At 38.9% G+C, this 19,313-nt stretch carries 18 protein-coding genes and 1 tRNA gene; 5 read left to right on the plus strand and 14 right to left on the minus strand.

Annotation, left to right across the window (positions count from 1 at the left end):
• The first annotated feature begins 212 nt into the window (after positions 1-212).
• Positions 213-947 (plus strand): helix-turn-helix transcriptional regulator, encoded by a 735-nt coding sequence (locus LQ227_RS15180; RefSeq protein WP_230149868.1) that lies wholly within the window; start codon positions 213-215, stop codon positions 945-947.
• Positions 948-1,019: 72 nt separating this feature from the next.
• Complete coding sequence (locus LQ227_RS15185) at positions 1,020-1,553, plus strand: dihydrofolate reductase family protein (protein WP_230141060.1); 534 nt, start codon at positions 1,020-1,022, stop codon at positions 1,551-1,553.
• A 384-nt stretch (positions 1,554-1,937) separates the two neighbouring features.
• Here the strand turns inward: LQ227_RS15185 and LQ227_RS15190 are convergent, their stop codons facing one another.
• The 4 genes from LQ227_RS15190 to LQ227_RS15205 all read right to left on the minus strand — a co-directional run bounded on the left by LQ227_RS15190 (position 1,938) and on the right by LQ227_RS15205 (position 6,370).
• Positions 1,938-4,160, minus strand: a complete 2,223-nt coding sequence (locus LQ227_RS15190) for a S41 family peptidase (protein WP_230149870.1) — start codon at positions 4,158-4,160, stop codon at positions 1,938-1,940.
• Positions 4,161-4,977: 817 nt separating this feature from the next.
• Positions 4,978-5,346, minus strand: coding sequence for a DoxX family protein (locus LQ227_RS15195; RefSeq protein ID WP_230141072.1), 369 nt, complete (start codon positions 5,344-5,346; stop codon positions 4,978-4,980).
• Positions 5,347-5,360: 14 nt separating this feature from the next.
• The gene (locus LQ227_RS15200) at positions 5,361-5,801 is read right to left on the minus strand and encodes a nuclear transport factor 2 family protein (RefSeq protein ID WP_230141074.1); all 441 of its coding nucleotides are present in this window, start codon (positions 5,799-5,801) and stop codon (positions 5,361-5,363) included.
• 68 nt (positions 5,802-5,869) lie between these two features.
• The gene (locus LQ227_RS15205) at positions 5,870-6,370 is read right to left on the minus strand and encodes a hypothetical protein (protein ID WP_230149872.1); all 501 of its coding nucleotides are present in this window, start codon (positions 6,368-6,370) and stop codon (positions 5,870-5,872) included.
• Between the two features lie 111 nt (positions 6,371-6,481).
• Between LQ227_RS15205 and LQ227_RS15210 the strand changes: the two genes are divergently transcribed.
• Positions 6,482-6,898 (plus strand): helix-turn-helix domain-containing protein, encoded by a 417-nt coding sequence (locus tag LQ227_RS15210; RefSeq protein WP_230149874.1) that lies wholly within the window; start codon positions 6,482-6,484, stop codon positions 6,896-6,898.
• 571 nt (positions 6,899-7,469) lie between these two features.
• On the opposite strand, the gene LQ227_RS15215 is transcribed toward LQ227_RS15210, so the two are convergent.
• Entirely contained in the window at positions 7,470-8,462 is a 993-nt protein-coding gene (locus LQ227_RS15215) for an NADP-dependent oxidoreductase (protein ID WP_230149876.1), read from the minus strand.
• A 255-nt stretch (positions 8,463-8,717) separates the two neighbouring features.
• Between LQ227_RS15215 and LQ227_RS15220 the strand changes: the two genes are divergently transcribed.
• Positions 8,718-9,089 (plus strand): hypothetical protein, encoded by a 372-nt coding sequence (locus LQ227_RS15220; RefSeq protein WP_230141082.1) that lies wholly within the window; start codon positions 8,718-8,720, stop codon positions 9,087-9,089.
• A gap of 144 nt (positions 9,090-9,233) precedes the next feature.
• Here the strand turns inward: LQ227_RS15220 and LQ227_RS15225 are convergent, their stop codons facing one another.
• The 9 genes from LQ227_RS15225 to LQ227_RS15265 form a co-directional block, all read right to left on the minus strand.
• Positions 9,234-10,049, minus strand: coding sequence for an AraC family transcriptional regulator (locus LQ227_RS15225; protein WP_230141084.1), 816 nt, complete (start codon positions 10,047-10,049; stop codon positions 9,234-9,236).
• A 59-nt stretch (positions 10,050-10,108) separates the two neighbouring features.
• Positions 10,109-11,113, minus strand: a complete 1,005-nt coding sequence (locus LQ227_RS15230) for a hypothetical protein (RefSeq protein WP_230149878.1) — start codon at positions 11,111-11,113, stop codon at positions 10,109-10,111.
• A 113-nt stretch (positions 11,114-11,226) separates the two neighbouring features.
• On the minus strand, positions 11,227-12,201 hold the full coding sequence (locus LQ227_RS15235; protein WP_230149880.1) for an NADP-dependent oxidoreductase: 975 nt from the start codon (positions 12,199-12,201) through the stop codon (positions 11,227-11,229).
• 503 nt (positions 12,202-12,704) lie between these two features.
• Entirely contained in the window at positions 12,705-13,772 is a 1,068-nt protein-coding gene (locus tag LQ227_RS15240; protein WP_230149882.1) for an alpha/beta hydrolase, read from the minus strand.
• Positions 13,769-14,248: a cupin domain-containing protein gene (locus LQ227_RS15245; RefSeq protein ID WP_230149884.1), complete on the minus strand. Its 480-nt coding sequence runs from the start codon at positions 14,246-14,248 to the stop codon at positions 13,769-13,771. Before LQ227_RS15245 ends, LQ227_RS15240 begins: the two co-directional genes overlap by 4 nt.
• A gap of 36 nt (positions 14,249-14,284) precedes the next feature.
• Complete coding sequence (locus tag LQ227_RS15250; RefSeq protein WP_230149885.1) at positions 14,285-15,472, minus strand: MFS transporter; 1,188 nt, start codon at positions 15,470-15,472, stop codon at positions 14,285-14,287.
• Positions 15,473-15,552: 80 nt separating this feature from the next.
• Positions 15,553-16,431 carry an AraC family transcriptional regulator gene (locus LQ227_RS15255; protein ID WP_230149886.1) on the minus strand — a complete coding sequence of 293 codons (879 nt, stop codon included), beginning with the start codon at positions 16,429-16,431 and terminating at the stop codon, positions 15,553-15,555.
• Between the two features lie 787 nt (positions 16,432-17,218).
• Positions 17,219-17,608, minus strand: coding sequence for an Arm DNA-binding domain-containing protein (locus LQ227_RS15260; RefSeq protein ID WP_230149887.1), 390 nt, complete (start codon positions 17,606-17,608; stop codon positions 17,219-17,221).
• Between the two features lie 228 nt (positions 17,609-17,836).
• Positions 17,837-17,909, minus strand: a tRNA-Lys gene (locus tag LQ227_RS15265).
• A 182-nt stretch (positions 17,910-18,091) separates the two neighbouring features.
• On the opposite strand from LQ227_RS15265, the gene LQ227_RS15270 reads away from it, so the two are divergent.
• Complete coding sequence (locus LQ227_RS15270; protein WP_230149888.1) at positions 18,092-19,213, plus strand: formylglycine-generating enzyme family protein; 1,122 nt, start codon at positions 18,092-18,094, stop codon at positions 19,211-19,213.
• The last annotated feature ends 100 nt before the right edge of the window (positions 19,214-19,313 follow it).

The following is a 19,313-nucleotide window of genomic DNA, read 5'->3' on the forward strand; positions in this document are numbered from 1 at the left end:
TGATAAATATCAAACAGTTCCCAAACCATACAGTTCACAAGTTCGATAAACCATTTAAAATCAATAAATAAGCCTGATAATTTTTTTCATATATTAGCAATATAAAGCCAGCAATCTATGGCTCCAATACAAACTTATGCTTCATTGGGGATTGTTTATGGCTGGTATAAGAAAGTTAGCGATCATTGTAACAAACGACACTGCAGAAGCCAATGAATTACAACAAAGTAAAACCTTGCAAAGAATTAGAGCCTTTTATTCATTTTTATTGGGAACTTAAAGGAAACGAGCAAGAAAGACAGTTGGAACGAGTTTTTCCGGATGGCTGTGCTGGTATAATAATGAATTTGGGAGACACTTGTTTGACTGATAACGGCTCAGTTTTAATAGAGTTTGAGAAAACTTACGTAGTTGGTGCAATGACTTCATATAAAGACAGCTTTATTGAAACCGATACACATTTAATAGGTGCGTGCCTAAAACCTGCAACTTTTGCAAATTTCTATAAATATGATTCACAAAATGAGTTGATTAATGACACTGTTGAATTTGAAAAATCCAATTCATTTAATGTTGATAGAACATTTGTCAATCCATTCAATTATTTTGACCATTTCTTTTTAGAGAGAATGAAAAGTAAAAACAATCCGCTACAATCAGTTATAATCGATATACACTCAACAAACGGGCAAATGAGCATTTCCGAGATATCAAAACGAAATTTTACTACGATAAGACAGTTGGAGCGAAATTTTAAAAAGTTGATTGGACTATCACCAAAAGAATATTCAAATATTATTCGTTTTCAGAATGCTTTAAATTTAATCAAAAATTCAAATCAAAACCGGAGCTTATTAGATATTGCATTTGAATGTGGTTATTATGATCACGCTCACCTTAGCAATGAAATTAAACAAAAAACTGGACTTTCACCTTCACTACTTTAATTTGTCGCATTTTTACAAAGTACAAATGGTTATCGAAAAGTAATTTTGTAGAAACATTTAAATTCAAAAAAAATGCGAAAAATATCACTTTTCATTGCAACAAGTTTAGACGGCTACATTGCAAAACCTAATGACGACCTTAGTTTCTTAAAACTCGTTGAAAAGGAAGGCGAAGACTATGGTTATGCAGAATTTACAAACACAATTGACACATTAATTGTTGGCAGAAAGACCTATGATTATGTACTTAAAGAAATCGGACCATCTCATTACGATAACGGACAACGAGATGTTTATGTCATAACAACAACTGAAAGACCTCAAGTTGGCAGAACAATATTCTATACAGGAGAAATAGCCCAATTAGTCGAACGACTAAAGTCTGAAAAAGGAAAAAACATTTATTGTGACGGTGGTGCAGAAGTGATAAATGAACTATTGAAGTACGAATTGATAGATGAGCTTATAATTTCGGTTATACCTGTTTTATTAGGCAGTGGGACACAGCTTTTTAAAGAGGGAAGACCTGAACAAGTACTTGAATTTATCGCAGTAAAAGCATTTGAAACAGGATTGGTACAACTGCATTACAACCGGAAAAAATAAACAACGAAATCAGCTGTTCGAGATGCTCTGTCTCCAAAGCACTGCTTTGAGTAAAGGCATCGGGATAAACTTCTCATCCCGCCGGGATTGGCTCAGCCCCACAAAATCCCGAACATTGCCCTGAGTCTTTTACAAATCGAACCCCGGCCGGTGCTTCTGTTCGAATCCCAACGGGAATAAAACAAAAAAACCTCACATTTCTGTGAGGTTTTCTGTGAACTTCACTGACATATTCTCGAACCACTTTTTGTCAGATTTAAAACGTATAATTAATTGGCGGGTAAATTAGAAGGGGGACAATGAGAATTTACTAGCAGCGTTTTTTGTGATTTCACTACTAGGGTAAAATTATTTAAATCAATATGTTGACTGGATAAACAAGATTTATTTAAGTATCTCTAATGCCTTTTCGAGGTACTCATCTCTACCTGCACTTACTCCAGAGATGGTTTGGTTTACGAACACATCTGGTTGTATACCAAGACTAAACATTTGTCCTCCATCATGCAGTTTTACCTTCATCCCTGTAAATCGTATGCTATAGTTTCCTGGCAAGGTAAAAGGGTTTACATTACCATTGGCACCTGCTGTGGGTTGGCCTACAATAGTGGCCAGTTTATAGTGTTTGATGAAACCCATGTAGCTTTCGGCGTAACTTATTGCGCCGCCTCCGGTGAGGAAGATTACTTTGGCCGAGATATGCGGGGTTTTAGGTTTCATTTCCCAACCCAAGCCTGTGTAACTAACATTTTCATAGTCTGGAGCGATAATTTTAGGCACAAACATCCATTTATCGTTGTCCTCTTTAGTTAATAGATGGGAGATTAAATCGTGATTACCTCGTGGATAACCTCTTAAGTCACAAATAATAGCTTTGGCAGTATTGATTTCGGGCATCATAGCAGTAATATCCTTCATCTCGGTGTTTCCAATATTGATGTAATATACACCGTCCTCTAGCTTTTTAATCTTAGGTTGTTCGGGTGTTTTTCTATAGTCAGTTCGAGTAAAACGGAATTCTTGTTCCTTCCCATCACGAGTTACCTTTAATAGCAATTCCGTGTCTTTGTAACCTTCTAGAAATTGCCTGGTTGCATTACTGTTTTTCCACTGATCTGATCCTGAAATTTCGCTTTTAATACTACTAAAATGCTCAAGAGCTGGTATGCCATTGATTGAGGTGATGATATCGCCCACTTTTAAGGGAAGCGAGTCGACTTTGCTAATTAACAGCTTACCCTCAACGTAGGCAATATCTGCCTGAATAGAGAAATAGTTTTGCTCTCCGAAAGATACGCTTACGTGTCCATCCTTTAATTTCTCTGTCATTACCCGCAATACCTTCCCAAATTCTTGACTAGTTTTAGCTTGATAAGCTGCATTTAGCGCTAAAGTAAGTTCTTTTTCCCACTCCAGTTTAATCTCCTCTTTATAAGGGAAAAAGTGTTGGAATACATTCCAAGCAATATTTATCGAAGTTAATCGCACATATACATCGCTTGCATTAAATAACTCGGGAGTTGTCTCGCCTATTCTTTTTTGCAGTGCTTTTAACTGAGTGGGATTAGCTGCAGGATATGTTTCTTGATCACTACCTAAGAGCACCTGGGGAATAATGCATTTAAGTCCGTTACCTATGTCTTTTGAAAAGTATGCGCCAAATTCAGGCTTTTCATCAAAAATACATTTGACCAACTGATCAGTGGAATTGTCAGAGATAAGCAATGCTTGTTGCCCGTCAACATTAGCATCCTTTACGTTAACATAGTTATAGCCTGCAGACTTTGTATACCATCCAAGGGTATCGGCTTGTTCAAAAGAGCTGTTTTGTAAAGGTATTTTCTTCCAAATACCGTTGTCTTCTATTTCCAGTATAAAGTTATCAATCCAAATTTTTCCTTCACCAAGTAGAAAAGCACCAAAAAACAAGTTACTAGCATCAATATCAATTGTTCCGGTTATTTCGTATGCTTTCCATTCCTTGGATTTTATAGGCCTGTCATCCATATTATTGAAGAAGCCATAATTCTTTCCTTCACGATCAACCCTGACCCAAAACTGGCCTTGGCCATTTGTTAAATCAGTCCTCATCCAACCTTTTAACCTAAATTTTTTCCCTCTATAGGCTTCGACATTAATATTACTAGTTGCTCCTCCGAATTCAGCCCGATTTGGATCTTTAATCTTGATTTTTCGATTCGTTCTCGCACTTTTATACAAGCCACCATTATTACCTAAGCCATAATGTTGCCAGGTAATTTCTTTCATGCCTACTTTGTTTGAAGGGGTGATTGACTTTACATCAAACGCCTTCGTATAGTTATCCTGAACAATCTGCACTGAAGGTGCAATAGGATTGAATAAGCCTTTAAGTTTTTCGGTGAGCTCTTTTTGGTTACCTGCATTCTCCACTTCTTTACTTCCATAGTAAATAAATTTTTCCCAGTTGAGGCTAGCTGCTTCATCAGAAGGGTGGAAATATCTAACATACCCACAAAGTTTGGTAAAAGTTTCAAGGTTGGAAACTTTTTGTCTTTGCGGAATTCCTTGAGCATTTGCTGTTAAAATAGAGATTAAACAAAACAGGGTTAAGAGCGGTTTCTTCATGGATGAATTGATTTAGGTTTATAGTAAAACTAAAGTAATCATAAAATCCAGTCCCTGATCATGGGTTTTATTAGATTAACAACTTTTAACATTGATTATGGCTATGAATGCGAAAATTATTATCCCCATCAGGTTGGCCTTACCGACATCGAATCTAAAATCTTCGTTTAATTAGTTTTTAAGCAACATTGTAAGTACCTTAAAAAACAAAAAACCATCTTTACGTTAAATAAAGATGGTTTTGTATTTCTGTAATCCCGCTGGGATTGGCTCAGCCCCGCAAAATCCCAAACTCGGCCCTGAACCTTTTATAAATCGAACCCATGCCGGCGCTTCTGTCCGAATCCCATTAGGACTAAAACAAAAAAACCTCACATTTCTGTGAGGTTTTCTGTGATCCCGCTGGGATAATGACTTATTAATCCAAACGGTACTAAATGAGCAAGTTGTGAAAATTATATCATCATCGTTTCAATGTGGGCACCAAATTGGGCACCAGTTATTTTGATATGAATTGACTAGTTTTGAAAGAACAATTTGTTATTTAATGCAATATACTGATTATTTTATTGTTAAAATTTATTTAAAAATAATATCAATAATAATAAGTTAGTTAGCCCATTAAGGATATGGTGAACAAGATACACCCCGCTATATAATTGGTTAGATAAAGGAACCCTCGGAGAGAAACTAAGTTGATCTAAATTGGTTCATGTTTTTACAAAACAAAATCTCCACAACTAACGACCTCACTCATATTAGCAAACTATTCACTGCCTATTGTTGATCTGTTATTTCGTGCCGTATCCATTATGAATTAAGCTACCTCTGTATTTGGTGTGCCAAGGAATAGGGCAGGGTCACGCAAAAAGGCTGTAATCCAAACCAGTGCCAATGGAATTCCTGGGTTTAGCATGGAACCGTCATGAGACAACTCTGTTGCCATGGCTCCTGCAAAATAGCAGCATAACAATATAAAACCGATGCGCATTGATCTGTTGAAAGCGAATAGTACTACAAATGCCATCTCCATCAGACCCAATACGGTTGCCGAGTTGGGCAGGTTGAATTTAACCAGTCCTTCCACCGACCAGGGCAAATGGAGCGCCTTCATTAGTCCGCTTGTGAAGACCATTATCACTACCAGGGTTGTGAGTGAAATCGTGATGATTTTTTTTATTTTCATGTTTTTTAACGCATTTAGTTATTGAATGGTCTTGCCTCCACGATTATGAAATGGCCAGTACGTTTCTTTATCAGCCATTTGCCATTTTGAAACACATATTTGTCATCATATCTTACACTGTAATCGGTAATGTTATCCTTTCCTTCAGCTTCCCTTACCATTTTAATCTGGGTAAATGAAATACCTGTTGCGGTGTCACCATCGATATTTACCGTGTGTTGGCCATTTAATGTGAAGTAGGTCTTAACCAGGGAGGCATGTCCGGTAAATTCCTTTTCTAGGTTTTCCGTTCCCGAGACGTTTGCCACGAGGTTTCCGCCCATGTAAACCTGATATATGGCATCAGTGGTAAATATCTCCATTTGTTCCGAAATTTTCTTTTCATCTCCCAAAGAGGCATACGCGTCTATAAGGCTTCTTAATTCTTCTTTGATTGTCAAATGTTCAAGTGTCATGATTTTTTATTTAAGTATTTGAAATGTTATCCTATATGTTATTTAATTAAAAGCAATGTCTAGGTTAGCTAGTAATCAGCTGCCAAAAATGATGGATCCAGATTGTAGATATCGAATAATTGGAACGTTGCCAGCTCTTTATTTTCGAAGCCCATATGCTTGTCCAATATGGAATGGTCAGTATCAATGGGTACCAGTTGCAGTCCCTTGTTTAATGCGGTCTTTATGACAAGTCCGATAGCCATACTTGTAATCCTATCGGTCCAATCCTGTAGGGTCTGCTCACTTTCTGCCAAATTGTTGTATTTATCCAGGAATTCCAATCTGAGCTGCGCTGGTATGGTTTGATATTCCTTAGATTTCATCGCGTAATCTATAAGATCCCCTCCATTAAAGTCTGTTCTTTTGAGCACCAGCAACTGGGAAGAGGCGAACACGGTTTTCTCCATTTTAAGCCCTATTAGTTCGTTGCGTTCTATGCTGGTCATCGTGAATGGCCAAGAACCAGATGAAGGCATAACTGGAAAGATATCCAATATTAATGAATCTATAGTTTGATCTAGTTTCATATGATGGTGATTTACTAATCTCATTTTTTTATTTGTTTTTCTGTTCAGCAAAATTAATGTATATTTGCTTACAATTTATTAGTGGTTACTTAAAGGTTAGTAGGTTATCGTATGGAGGATATTGAAACAAAGAAACTGATACCCGGAGAAGGTAAGGGGTTTACCGAAGAATGTACAAAGGTTTTGCTTGCGGTGAGCGATGCACTTTATGTAATCGGTGGAAAATGGAAGCTGATGATCATTATCGCCATGGCCCGTGGCAATAGTAGGTTTACCGAACTCCAGAAGCAGGTTACCGGCATTTCGGCCAGGGTTCTTTCCAGTGAACTGAAAGATCTGGAAGCCGATGGATTTATCATCAAAAGAGTAACAGCTGGATATCCTGTTACCATCGAGTACGAGCTTTTACCCTATAGCCAAACACTGGAAGAACTTGTTGAGGCAATGACCAGATGGGGCATGCAACACAGGGAGAAAATCAAGAAAGAAAGATCTATCAACAATTCATTACAAGATACATCGGTATAATATCCAAATCTCTGAATGATTATCTTTACCACAGATTAGCAATTATTATATCGTTTCATAGTATCCAAGAATTTATTCCTATCTAACAGGTATTTCTGTTATTTAACATTAGTAAAACTTGCATTTCTATTGAATTTGACAATAGCACACCAACATACACAGATTATAAACTATAACATGTTAGCTAGTAATGTACTGGTAAAGCAAGTTAGGATTTGCACAGGTTTTGCACAGCATCGGTACTAAAAGGGGATAGAACTAAAATCGTCCTTTATTCGCACTATGCAACGATTAGAAATAAAACAAAAATGCCCTTCAAGATATCGTGAAGGGCATTGGCTCACGATCCAATGTACTTTTCAAGAAATCCACTTGATGACCTTATCAAAAATTGCAAGATTTGATGCATATTCTTTAGAATAAGATATAGATTTATAATGCTTTAGGGTTGTTTCAAATTACATCGTAAATTTCATCCTTTTGCGAATAAAATTTGATGAATTGCAGCAGTAAAAGCCCCTCCGCGAGATATTTTTATTGGGATATTATCAAGCATACCACTGCTGTAAAACTAAGGAATCAATATGATTTTTCCAACTGCGTTTTTAGTCTGGATAATTCCATGCGCTTTTGCCATCTCCCCAAGGGGCAATAATTCAGAGATATGCGTTTTAATCTCACCAGCAGACAATAAACGAGCTATATTCTCCATATCTTGCAAATAATTCGGGTTTGGCTTTACACTTACCCTGCTAACCGTTATATTCCTTTCCGATTTAGCCTTATCGATAAAATGCTGATCTGGATAGACCACGATACTCGATAATATCCCTCCATCTTTGAGGGTTTTCAATGATCTGGCCAAATGGGTATCTTCTGTACTGCTTACCTCAACTTCAACCCAGACCGCATCATGCACAATATCAGCATCATTTATGATCTCTTCTACTGCTTGGGTTTGGTAGTCGAAAAATTCGTCCGCGCCCAGGCCAAGAACAAAATCCCTGTTAGCACCAGAAGCAACAGCAATCACATATGCACCGAAATGCTTGGCTAATTGTACTGCATAATGTCCAACGCCACCAGAGGCACCATATATAATCACTTTGTCTCCTTTTTTCACCTTGGCGAAATTTACCACAGATGCCCATGCTGTCAAGGCTGCCATGGTTGCGCCCGCCGCTTCTTCAAAGCTTACGTTAGCTGGCTTGATCACCATTTCGGATTCAGGCGCAGCCACGAATTCAGCGTAGGCATTTGCCTGTCCGATAAAGTTGAAGTTTCCAAAAACCTCATCACCAACCTTGAATTTTGTAACCCCTTTACCTGTTTCTACGACAATCCCTGCCACGTCCCACCCAAGGATAATATTCTTTTCATCCCCTTTACGGGCATAGATAATATCTAATGCCGCCTGGTTTCTACGCACGAACGCATCAACAGGATTAATGCTTACTGCCTTTACCTGAACCAAAATTTCTGTATCCGTGATTGATGGGACTGGAACTTCTGAGAGAACCAGGTTTTCAGGTCCACCAATTTCTTTTAATGTTATTGCTTTCATTATTATGATATTTTTATCAAAGGTAATTCCGATTTCAAATGTCTGTTTTGTTTAAAATGTCAATTTAACTTTGCTGAAAGTGTCATTTTTTCCTTCGGTATACATTAATTTATAGGCCATGACATTTTAAACAACTAAGAATTGACATTTTAAACAAAACATTTTACCTAGTTGGGCTTTAACTTTGACCATATATCTAAGGCTGTTGAAAGTACGGTCCCGATGTAATTAACGAATTTTTAAAATATACTTGCAATGTCAGAACATTCAACTTTGCGGCTTACGATGTCCGCCACTTTGGATCCCAATGAATGGGAAAAACTTGAACAACTAATGGCCGAAGCAAAAATCTTTGTGCCAACGGAAGGACCTGGGGTACTTATCCATGAGGGTCATTACGATCCTGAGACACACAATGTTTTGTTTTTGGAATCATACGCCGACGAACATGCACTGCTCAAACATGCCGAAGTCTTTGGACAGATAATGAACAAATACAAAGTGGACTGGAAAATAAAGAGAATAGATTTACTTGGAAATTACTCACCCGAGATTTTTGCGATGTTGAAAGGAATGGCCAATGGTGCGGAAGTCAACCTTTATAACCATGTATTTAAAAATAAATAGTTATTGCTGAAATGCATTCAATAGCTGCATTCCAAGGGAAAAAAAACATAGCTCAATAATTTACGGAAGCTCATTTTACAGACTATGTAAAATGAGCTATGGTTTTAACACTTCGATTTTAACAACTTGACCTTCGCGAATTAGCTAAGTAAGTTTTCCTAGAATTTCAGAAGGAGGATATCCAAAATGTTTCTTAAATGCAAAGGAAAAATGCGAAAGGTTCTCAAAACCCGTTTCCAGATAAATTTCTGTTGCCTTCTTCTCTTTCTTCGACAGTTGAAAATGCGCCAGTTCCAAACGCTTTATGGTCAGCCAACGCTGGGGTGTAATCTTGAAGGCCTTTTTAAAATCTCTGATAAAAGTGGAAAGACTACGTCCGGTTAGGTAAGCAAATTTTTCAAGTGGCATATTGAACTTAAAATGTTTCTCCATAAAATCAACCAGATTGATCTTTCCCGGTTCCGAGAAATCGGACAGCACACTATCGATATCTGGCTCGATAGATCTAAGGATAGATATTGCCTCATATAGCTTGAGCTCGGCAATTTTTTCCGGAAGAGGCTGTTCAAGGTTAAGATATGGAATTACCGAAGCAAAGAAACTCTCCAGTAATGGCTGTTTATTCAAGATCCTTACCGAACTATCGGGAGGCGCCGTCAGGTTGGGTCTTTCATTGGCATAGAATGCTTTCAGTTTATCGACGGTAAGACCAAAAACTACAGCTTGGTAGGGCAGGTTGTTCATTGGTTGTTTGATCACTGTCGAAATCTGGTTTCTTGGAAAAAGCAGCATGCTATCCGCTCCGAAGATATAAGTACGCTCTGCCTGTATGACCTTCATCTCACCAGAAATGATCAGTACAAAGGAGTGAAACTCAAAGCTGAGATCATCTTTGAAAATGCCTTCTTCCGTAACGGTCCATACAAGGTCGGTAAATCTGCTGTAGTTTCGTTTCGCCATTGCTAATCAATTCATATAACCTAGAAAATATGGATTATGTTAATAGTTCCGTACAATGCCTATCTGGCTTCCGATAATATTTCTTGGAGTTTCTTTGCTTGTGCATCCATTGCCTGCGGACCATTTCCAGTCAACAACTTGAACTTTGGATCGTACACTACCTGGATTGCAAGTGGATTAAATTTGGTTTCAACTTGGTAGTCTCCATTTCTGAGTGCGTCTTCAACAATAAATTCCAACCTGGTTTTCCTACCGGGTATTTTTGGATAAGCCATTCTCACTGCAATCATTTCAGCGAGCTTCGAAGATACGGTTATTTTGGCACCTTTGAAATTATGGTTATCCGTAGTAGATATCTTTCCATTAACTGAAACCCTGTATTTTGTTGATGTCAATGCCACCGGCGCATGGCAGATCAATGAAATTAAAGCTCCGTTTTCGCGGAGGATATTAAGAAGTTCCCCCAGATAAGGATTCTCATAAAAGTCTACCATAGGTCCATGCCCACCGGGCAAATGGACAAAGTCAAAGTCTTTCAGTTTTAAGGTATTTTCTGGATCACGATCTTTTTCCAATAGTTGATTGATAGAAAAGAACTTGTTTTCCAGTAACTTACCCATGCTTTTCAAAAGTTCTGGATAAAGAACCTTTACCTCTTTGTCTGTGTTAGGCAACAAGTCGGAGATCGGGATTTTGCCCAGATACTTATAAGCAGTGCTCAATTCTCCATCTCTTCTTGCCACCAGTTTCGTCCTTTTCTTGCGAAAGTTATCAGCATTAAAATTGAATAGCTGATCGACCATCGTACTTCCCATCTCAGCGCCCATTTTATCCATCGCATGGAGACTTAGTGACAGCCCATTGATGTCCAACTGTGGGGCCATACCGTCCGGGGTAGCAAATACAAATTCATGGGTATCGGCAAAAGTTTGTAATACCCTTGCCAATTCGATGAGGAAAAATCCGGTTGATAGTCCGATATGACTTTTTGGCTCGGCAAGGGGCAATATTCTTGCTGAAGAAATTATGATGAGCGCTTTGCGTCTTTTATGATGGATAGTCATTTATTATAATTATGGTATCGTAAAAATCTTATTCTAAGTCCAAAAGCGCAGTTAAAAATTAGGAAAAAACAGGCTTAGGAATGGAAAAGGCACAGTCCATCTACACGGTAAAACTATAGCTTGATTACTATCTTGCCCTTAGTGGAATGCGTTTCTATCTGCTGGTGCGCCTTGTAAGTATCTTCGATAGTGAATGTTTGTGAGATGTAGGATTTTATCGCTCCAGATTCCAATAGTGACCTGATGGCCTCTATGTCCCCGACATGGTCCTTCGTATCGGTGACATTCATCCTGGTAACGGTCACATCTTTCTCTTTTTTGGCATTTTCAATAAATTCAGCACTTGGATATACCATCACACTCAAAAGTGTTCCCCCTGGCTTTATTGCTAACAATGAACGGGCTATATGCGATTCGTCATTTTTCCACACTGCATCATGTACCATATCTGCATCTTTCACCAATTCCTCAAAATTTTGCGTTGAATAATCTACAAACTCATCGGCACCCAACCCGAGTACAAATTCTCTATTTGCCTCTGATGCAACCCCTATCACATATGCCCCAAAATACTTAGCGATCTGCACCGCATAGTGTCCAACACCGCCCGATGCCCCTGTAACGACAATTTTATCACCTTTTTTGATCTTGCCATAACCTACAAGTGAAACATAGGCTGTTTGTGCAGCCATTGTTGCGCCAGCAGCCTCTTCAAAACTTATGTTTGAAGGTTTCATTGCAAGGTCTACTTCAGGGGCACTCACATATTCTGCATACCCAGCGCCCAATCCAAGGAAATTGATCATTCCAAAAACTTCGTCCCCCTTTTTAAAATTGACAACATTTTGTCCAACTTCGGTAATGACACCAGCGATATCCCAGCCCAATATAACGTAAGGGGCCGCTGGCGTATTCAAACTTACCAGACTCCACCAATCTTTTACCTCACGAACATGTGCTTCCACAGGATTAACACTAAACGCCTTAACTTGCACCATTACTTCATTATCTCCGATTGAAGGTAGAGGAACCTCTTCCACGTAAAGGTTTTCTGCCGCACCAAACTCTTTTAAAACAACTGCTTTCATATTTTCTGTCATACTTAGGAAGCAAAGTTATTTGATAACGCTAAACCTAGTTTTGCTGAAAATGTCAATTTTAGTTTGTTCAAACTGTCAAAACCTTGTGGCGAACGCTTGGTTACGAACCAAAAAAACAAAAAGATTAGCTATCATAAAACAAGCATTTAAGAAAGGATAGGGCTAAATATCCTCCACTGATACCATTATCAATCCTCCTTATACCGGCTTCCATTCTCAAATCAGGGTGGACTTTTCATCGAGTATAAAACAAAAAAGACCTGCAACTTGCGTTGTAGGTCTTGCTCCAGAGGCTTTTTGCTTCTCCATAAAGCTAATTGATGACCTTAAGAGAGTTGGCCATATAGAAGAGAGAGATTCGACTAACACAATAAATTATATACAAAAATTAAGACATTAACAATTAACTAAAGATTTGTCATACCAATTGCCCACTCTCTTTTATACCCAATATCCAAACTGTGAATGTAAAATAACTTGATGCCAATTGGCTATTTAAGATTTTGCGTAAAGAATGATTCCAATCTGTCAAACGGAATCATATCCAGTTTATCATACAGGTCAACGTGCACACCATTTGGAATAATCATCAACTCTTTAGGTTCAGCGGCTGCCTTATAAATATCTTCACTGAAATAACGTGAATGTGCATTTTCTCCTGCGATCAAAAGCATAGGTCTTGGAGAGATTTCCTTCACGTACGTCAATATTGGCATATTCATAAATGACAACGGATTTGTGATCAACCAAGCTCCGTTTGAATTCACTGAATTCGGATGAAAACCGCGAGACGTTCTATAATAGTCAAAATATTCTTTTACAAATTGGGGTTCATCACCTTTTAGAGTTTCTGGCAGGTTTCTTGGACCATCTGCAGGTTTTCCATTTTCTGCATCTTTCCAACGTTGCAGGCTCAAACCCTCTAACGTTTTTGTACGTTGTTCAGGAGTTACAGAATCGTTGTATCCTTTCGAAATTACCCTTGTCATATCGTACATACTTGTCGTTGCAACGGCTTTTACCCTTTTGTCGACAGCAGTCGCATTCAGGGCAAAACCTCCAAAACCGCAAATCCCGATGATTCCGATTTTATCCCTGTCCACATTTTTTTGTAGTCCCAAAAAATCTATCGCTGCACTGAAATCTTCGGTATTGATCTCCGGGGAGGCAACATTTCTGGGTTCGCCACCACTTTCGCCTGTATAGGAAGGGTCTAATGCAATTACCACAAAACCACGTTCTGCCATCTGGTTGGCATACAATCCAGAAGATTGCTGCTTCACCGCACCAAAAGGTCCGCTTACTGCCAATGAAGCCAATTTTTCATTTCCTGCATTTTTTGGAATATACAGATCTCCGGATAAAGTAATACCGTAACGGTTTTTAAAAGTTACTTTTTCACGGGTTACTTTATCGCTCAATTTAAAAGTATAATGTGCTGCTTGCTCTGTTGTATTCATTTTTTTTGAATTTTTAGTTAATGATTGCTGTTTCTTCTGTGCTGATAACTGCCCTAAGGACAATAACGACACAGTGATAATTAATGTTAGTTTTTTCATTTTTGATTATTTACCTGATCAAATTCTTCATCTGTTACCGGTTTCAGCCAAGTTACCTGCACATCTTCCTTAAAATTTGTAATGGCAATATGCGTCATGGAAGTTTTGTTTGAAGCCCCGTGCCAATGCTCAATATTTTCAGGAATATTTACCACATCGCCCTTGTTGATGGCTTGGGCTGGCTTTCCTTTTTCCTGATAAAATCCCGAACCTTTCGTTACAATTAAAACCTGTCCTTTCGGATGTGTATGCCAATTGGTCCTGGCACCAATTTCAAACGTAACGGCTCCCGCAGAAAATTCGTTGTTTTTATCCTTTGCGACCAAAGGCGATAAAAAAGCTTCGCCGGTAAACCAATCATTGGGTAATCTGTCTCCTTTAGGGAAAAGAGATGTTGTGTTTTCATTTTCCATTTTTCCTGATTTTTTATTATCGTGACAGCTCACCAGTATTAAACCTATAAAAGCTATTGCCATTATTTTATTCCTATTCCCCTTCATATAAATTCTATTTCAAGGCATGTGATTTTGCAACTTATATTGTCTATCCAAAATAGCTCTCATTACCATTGTAATTATTGCGATTATTCCAAAACCAGCCCCAACCCAGGGAAGACCATCAATTCCTCTATTAGAAATAAACCATCCTCCGACAATAGTACCGACAGAGACACCCAGGTTACCGAAAGAAGACTGCAGGCTATTAGCAAATTCAGGAGCCTCCGGTGCAGCATCGATCATATATGAGATAGCTGTTAAAAAGGCCGGCCCATACATCATTCCCCAAAAACACACTACTAAGATCTGCACGTGGAAGTTGCTGCCGGAAAACTCCAAAATAACAGGCAATAATATCGTTCCCGTTAAGAAAAATGCTGTTGTCAGCACAACATTCCTGGATAATAACCTTCCGGCTATCCAATTGGCAATAACGCCCATTATCCCAAAGAGAAGCAGCATAGAACTTATCTCCTGTCCGGTCATCATTTTTACCTTTCCCAGATAATCGGCAATATAGCTGTAGGTTGAAAACCAGGCAGAGATCAGAAATATATTAAAGGCTACACTGATGATAAAGCGTGGTTTTTTCAGTATCTGCAACTGGCTTCCATATGATAGTTTTTCCTTTACGGGCATATCAGGGATAAAGGTCAAAATGCCTGCTAGAGCGACCAGGGTGATGACACCCTGTATCATAAAGCTGATTTGCCATCCAAACATACTGGACATATAAGTAGTTAACGGAATAATGGTTACCTGGGCCAAAGCAATACCGCCTATGACAATTCCCATCAATTTGTGCTGTTCATCTTTTGCCGCCGTTCTTATGATCGTTCCTACTGCCGCTGAAAAGAATACAGGTTGCAGAATGGCGGGAATAATCCTGAAAAGAACCAGAAGCCAAAAAGGTGGAGCGAATGCAGAAACAATATTAGAGGCCAAAAAAAGTGATAATGCCCATAACATCATCTTTTTTCTGTTAATGCCTGAGGTAAAAAGCACAAGAAATGGTCCAATAAGGAAAATAGTCAATGCGAACGCACTCAGCAATAATCCCGCTTTATCAATTCCGATATCATAATGGGAAGCTACCTGTGGAAGTACGCCTATTATCCCAAATTCAGTACTGATAATACCGACTGCCCCAAGACAACCTGCATAAGCTATCTTCTTTATACCGCCTTCTCCAATATGTTTCATCTAATCCATTAATTGAAACACAAAGGTAAGCCGGCGTCAGGCTTGGCTGCTAAAGATTATCAAACCAATGATTAAGAATTTCAAACCATAGTCTCTCGGAATGACGTTGGGGTGGTATCTGTCATCCTCTTAAAAAAGTTATTGAAATAGGTGGGATATTCAAAACCCAGGGCGTAGGCGATTTCAGCAACATTCCACGTAGTGTGTTGTAATAAAGCTTTTGCCTCGGTAATGATACGCTCTGTGATATGGGCGGTGGTAGGCTTGCCAGTATTTTCCTTTACTGCTCTATTAAGGTAATTCGCATGTACGTTCAACGCGACTGCATAATCCTGTGCGGTTCTAAACTGCAGGGGCCTTTCCACGGTCTCTACCGGGAATTGCCTTTCAAGTAATTCAAGAAATACAGCCGTAAGTCTGCCTGTGGCATTTTTATGCTGTTCGAAGGTTTCCGCTGGCTGTATCTTAAGTGCCTCGTGAATGATCAGGTTGATATAGTTCCTTATCAGGTCCCCCTTATAGGCATAATCACTTTTTTGTTCCTCGATCATTTTGATGAACATGGTGTTTAAAAAATCTCTCTTTGCCTCGTCAATCTTAAGTATTGGCGTGCCTCCTATCTTAAATAACGGGGAATGCTGCAGGCTCTCACTACGTTCCGAGGCACTAAAAAAATCTTCTGAAAAAAGCACTGTATAGCCTACATAAGTCGTAGAAAGTGTTTCCCAGGAATACGGAACATGGGGATTGCCGAAGAACAAGATCGTACCTTCATGTTCAAAACTCCTATCGGCATAATGAACAATGCTTTTACCTGTAGTTAGACAGATCTTATAAAAATCCTTTCGGTTGTATATCCGTGTAGCTTGGCTATCAGCCTCCAGCTGCCATACGTTAAAACCTTTAAGCTTAAGTTCACTGTTGAATTCAGATACCGGACGTTCGATTTTTTGAATCATCCCGCAAAGTTAATAAATTCAAAACAAATACAGGAAGGCTCGAAGCTACATACATATTTGGCCATAATTTATTTTTCATACAATGTATCAATTTCACCATAATGGAAAATCCGGTAACAAGATCTATTACCATTCAAAAGGTGATTGTAGACTTCAAAGCCCAGATATCCCTTCCATCATAACCGCAAGATTGACAGATTTAATCTAATGTGTCCCAATTCTTCTCGCGAAAAAGATAGGCAAGCAAATACCAATCGCTCAAATTCGTTCCCGCTACAATCCTCGAAATGGGTAGGGTGGACAGACTTTTCCATTTTGTGTGCACTCATTCTTCCTGAGCCAAGGACCTATGTTTTCGGTGAAGAAAGCATGCCGCTTCTTCTGTATATTTCGGTGAAAGTGACCCCTCTGTTTCGGGCCAAACTGGCCACCAATTTGATTACCGGATGATGCACATCTAAGTTCCTTTCCCTCTGAACAAATATACACTTCGGATCCAAATCCATTTTCCTCAGGACTTTTCGGTTTAATCTATCTTACTGCCGGATTTATCCTCAATTCAGACCTTTCTAGCGATCAAAATCCATTCGCAGGTAATGGAACGCGTAAAAAAACGTCATACCCCCTTCAAAACAGCGAAGCGACCGTAGTCCATCCCGAATAGTAGATATGCTCCCAGAAGCCTTTATTTTATGCAGAAATTGAAAAATTATTCCCGAAAGCCAGTTGCGAAAAAAGCTGATCAAAAGATCAGAACGGCCAGTTTGCCCCGAAACAGGTGGTCACTTTAAAGCGAAATGGGGTGACAGTTTAAATGCGGAACGGCTGGCCATTTTTGCCGAAATGCCCAATTATCGTTTTCCATTGGAAAATTCTGGAACACATTTTTCAGCATTATCGGTGTGACATCATCAAATTTGGTTTTGAGTACCGTAAAATTAATTTCCAAGGAACTCTCGATGTGATTGAGTGCTGAATTGATTTTTTTTGAATTGACAGATCCTATGACCTTTTTGGTTTTAACGTCCCATTCCGATAGATGTACTTTTTGTGAGGTAGAAAACTCTGCATCTTTTCCATCTATAGAAATTCTACAGATAATAGGTGCAAAGCCTTTTGAATCGGCCTTTGATTTACGGTGCCAGAAAAGGATTTTAAGGGTTTGGTTACTTTTCATTTCTCAATCTTTTGGTAAAACATTTTGTTTGTTTTCAGATTGTTTTTCAGTACTTTAGATCAATTCGATCAGGTATGATTGGTGCCCAAATTTACCAACTAAAATTGGGCACCAGTTAGGGCACCAGTTGTAGTGGTTTAAGATGGTTTGAAATGACTTATAATTTTTTCAGAATTGCGGTTTAAAATATCTTTTAAACAGAAAAGGCGCAATCTCTTGCGCCTTTCGTGATCCCGCTGGGATTCGAACCCAGGACCACTACATTAAAAGTGTAATGCTCTACCAGCTGAGCTACGGAATCTACTTTACTTAAAACGTTATCCGTTTCCTTTAAAGTGGTGCAAATATAGGGTTATGAAGCATTTCCTGCAAATAAAAAATTGCCAAATGCGTTAGTGTATTGATTTATAGGCGAATTAATTATTTAGCTTCTCTTTTTTAAACTTAATTGATATTTTTATCGCTCCAAATTTAATATCAATCATGCATAGATTTCTTTCTGCTTTGTTTTTTTTGCCGCTGCTCTTTATACTTTCTTGTCAATCTAACCAGGCTAAAGAAGAAGAACGAGCTAAACACAAGCAAGATTCTTTAGCCTCATGCGAAAAAAATATGCCAAGCCGTTTTGGTGCGGTGAAAGATGCCTCAAGTTTTGCTTCCAACAATAAAGTAAGCCATGAAGGCATGGTTTTAATTCCAGCAGGCGAGTTCGCCATGGGCGCTTCTGATAAAGAGGGTAGAGATGACGAATACCCGCAACATCGGGTTAAAGTCTCTTCTTTCTGGATAGATGCTACCGAAGTAACCAATGCCAGTTTTAAAAAGTTTGTAGATGCTACCGGGTATCTTACTACGGCCGAGCGTAAACCAGATTGGGAAGAAATGAAAAAACAACTTCCGGCAGGTACGCCAAAACCGCCCGACAGTGTTTTTGTTGCTGCATCTTTGGTCTTTTATCAGCCTAAAAGTGTTACCTCTTTAAACGATGCCTCGCAATGGTGGCGTTGGGTTAAAGGCGCCAATTGGAAACATCCTCACGGTCCCAACAGCAATATTAAAGGAAAAGAAAATTTTCCGGTGGTACATGTATCCTGGGATGATGCCATGGCCTATTGTAAATGGGCGGGTAAACGTTTACCAACAGAGGCAGAGTGGGAGTATGCCGCAAGAGGTGCTTTGAAAAATGAAAAATATCCCTGGGGAAATGAAGATATAGAAAAAGGTAAGGTAAAAGCCAACACCTGGCAGGGGAGCTTCCCAGTTAAAAACACCAATTGGGATGGTTTTAATGGTTTAGCTGCAGTGAAAAAATTTAAGCCGAATGGTTATGGACTTTATGATATGGCGGGCAACGTATGGGAGTGGTGCAGCGATTGGTACCGGCCTGATTATTATAGCAAGCTTTCAGCGTTGAGCACCAATCCTAAAGGTCCTTCAGACAGTTACGATCCTATGGAGCCGACTATACCTAAAAGAGTGGTAAGGGGTGGTTCTTTTATGTGCAACGCCTCTTATTGCAAAGGTTACCGGGTAACATCGAGAATGAAAACTTCTGTTGATACAGGCTTAGAGCATACCGGTTTTAGGTGCGTGAGCACTAACTAAAGCCCTTTTCTGTTTAAGTTAAAATTACGCAAACGTTTGATCCTTATTTTATTAAATATTATTGTTTAGTTTGGCCCAAACAAATTAAACCGAACCAAAA

This window comes from Pedobacter sp. Bi27 (assembly GCF_918698255.1).
Classification (GTDB): Bacteria; Bacteroidota; Bacteroidia; order Sphingobacteriales; family Sphingobacteriaceae; genus Pedobacter.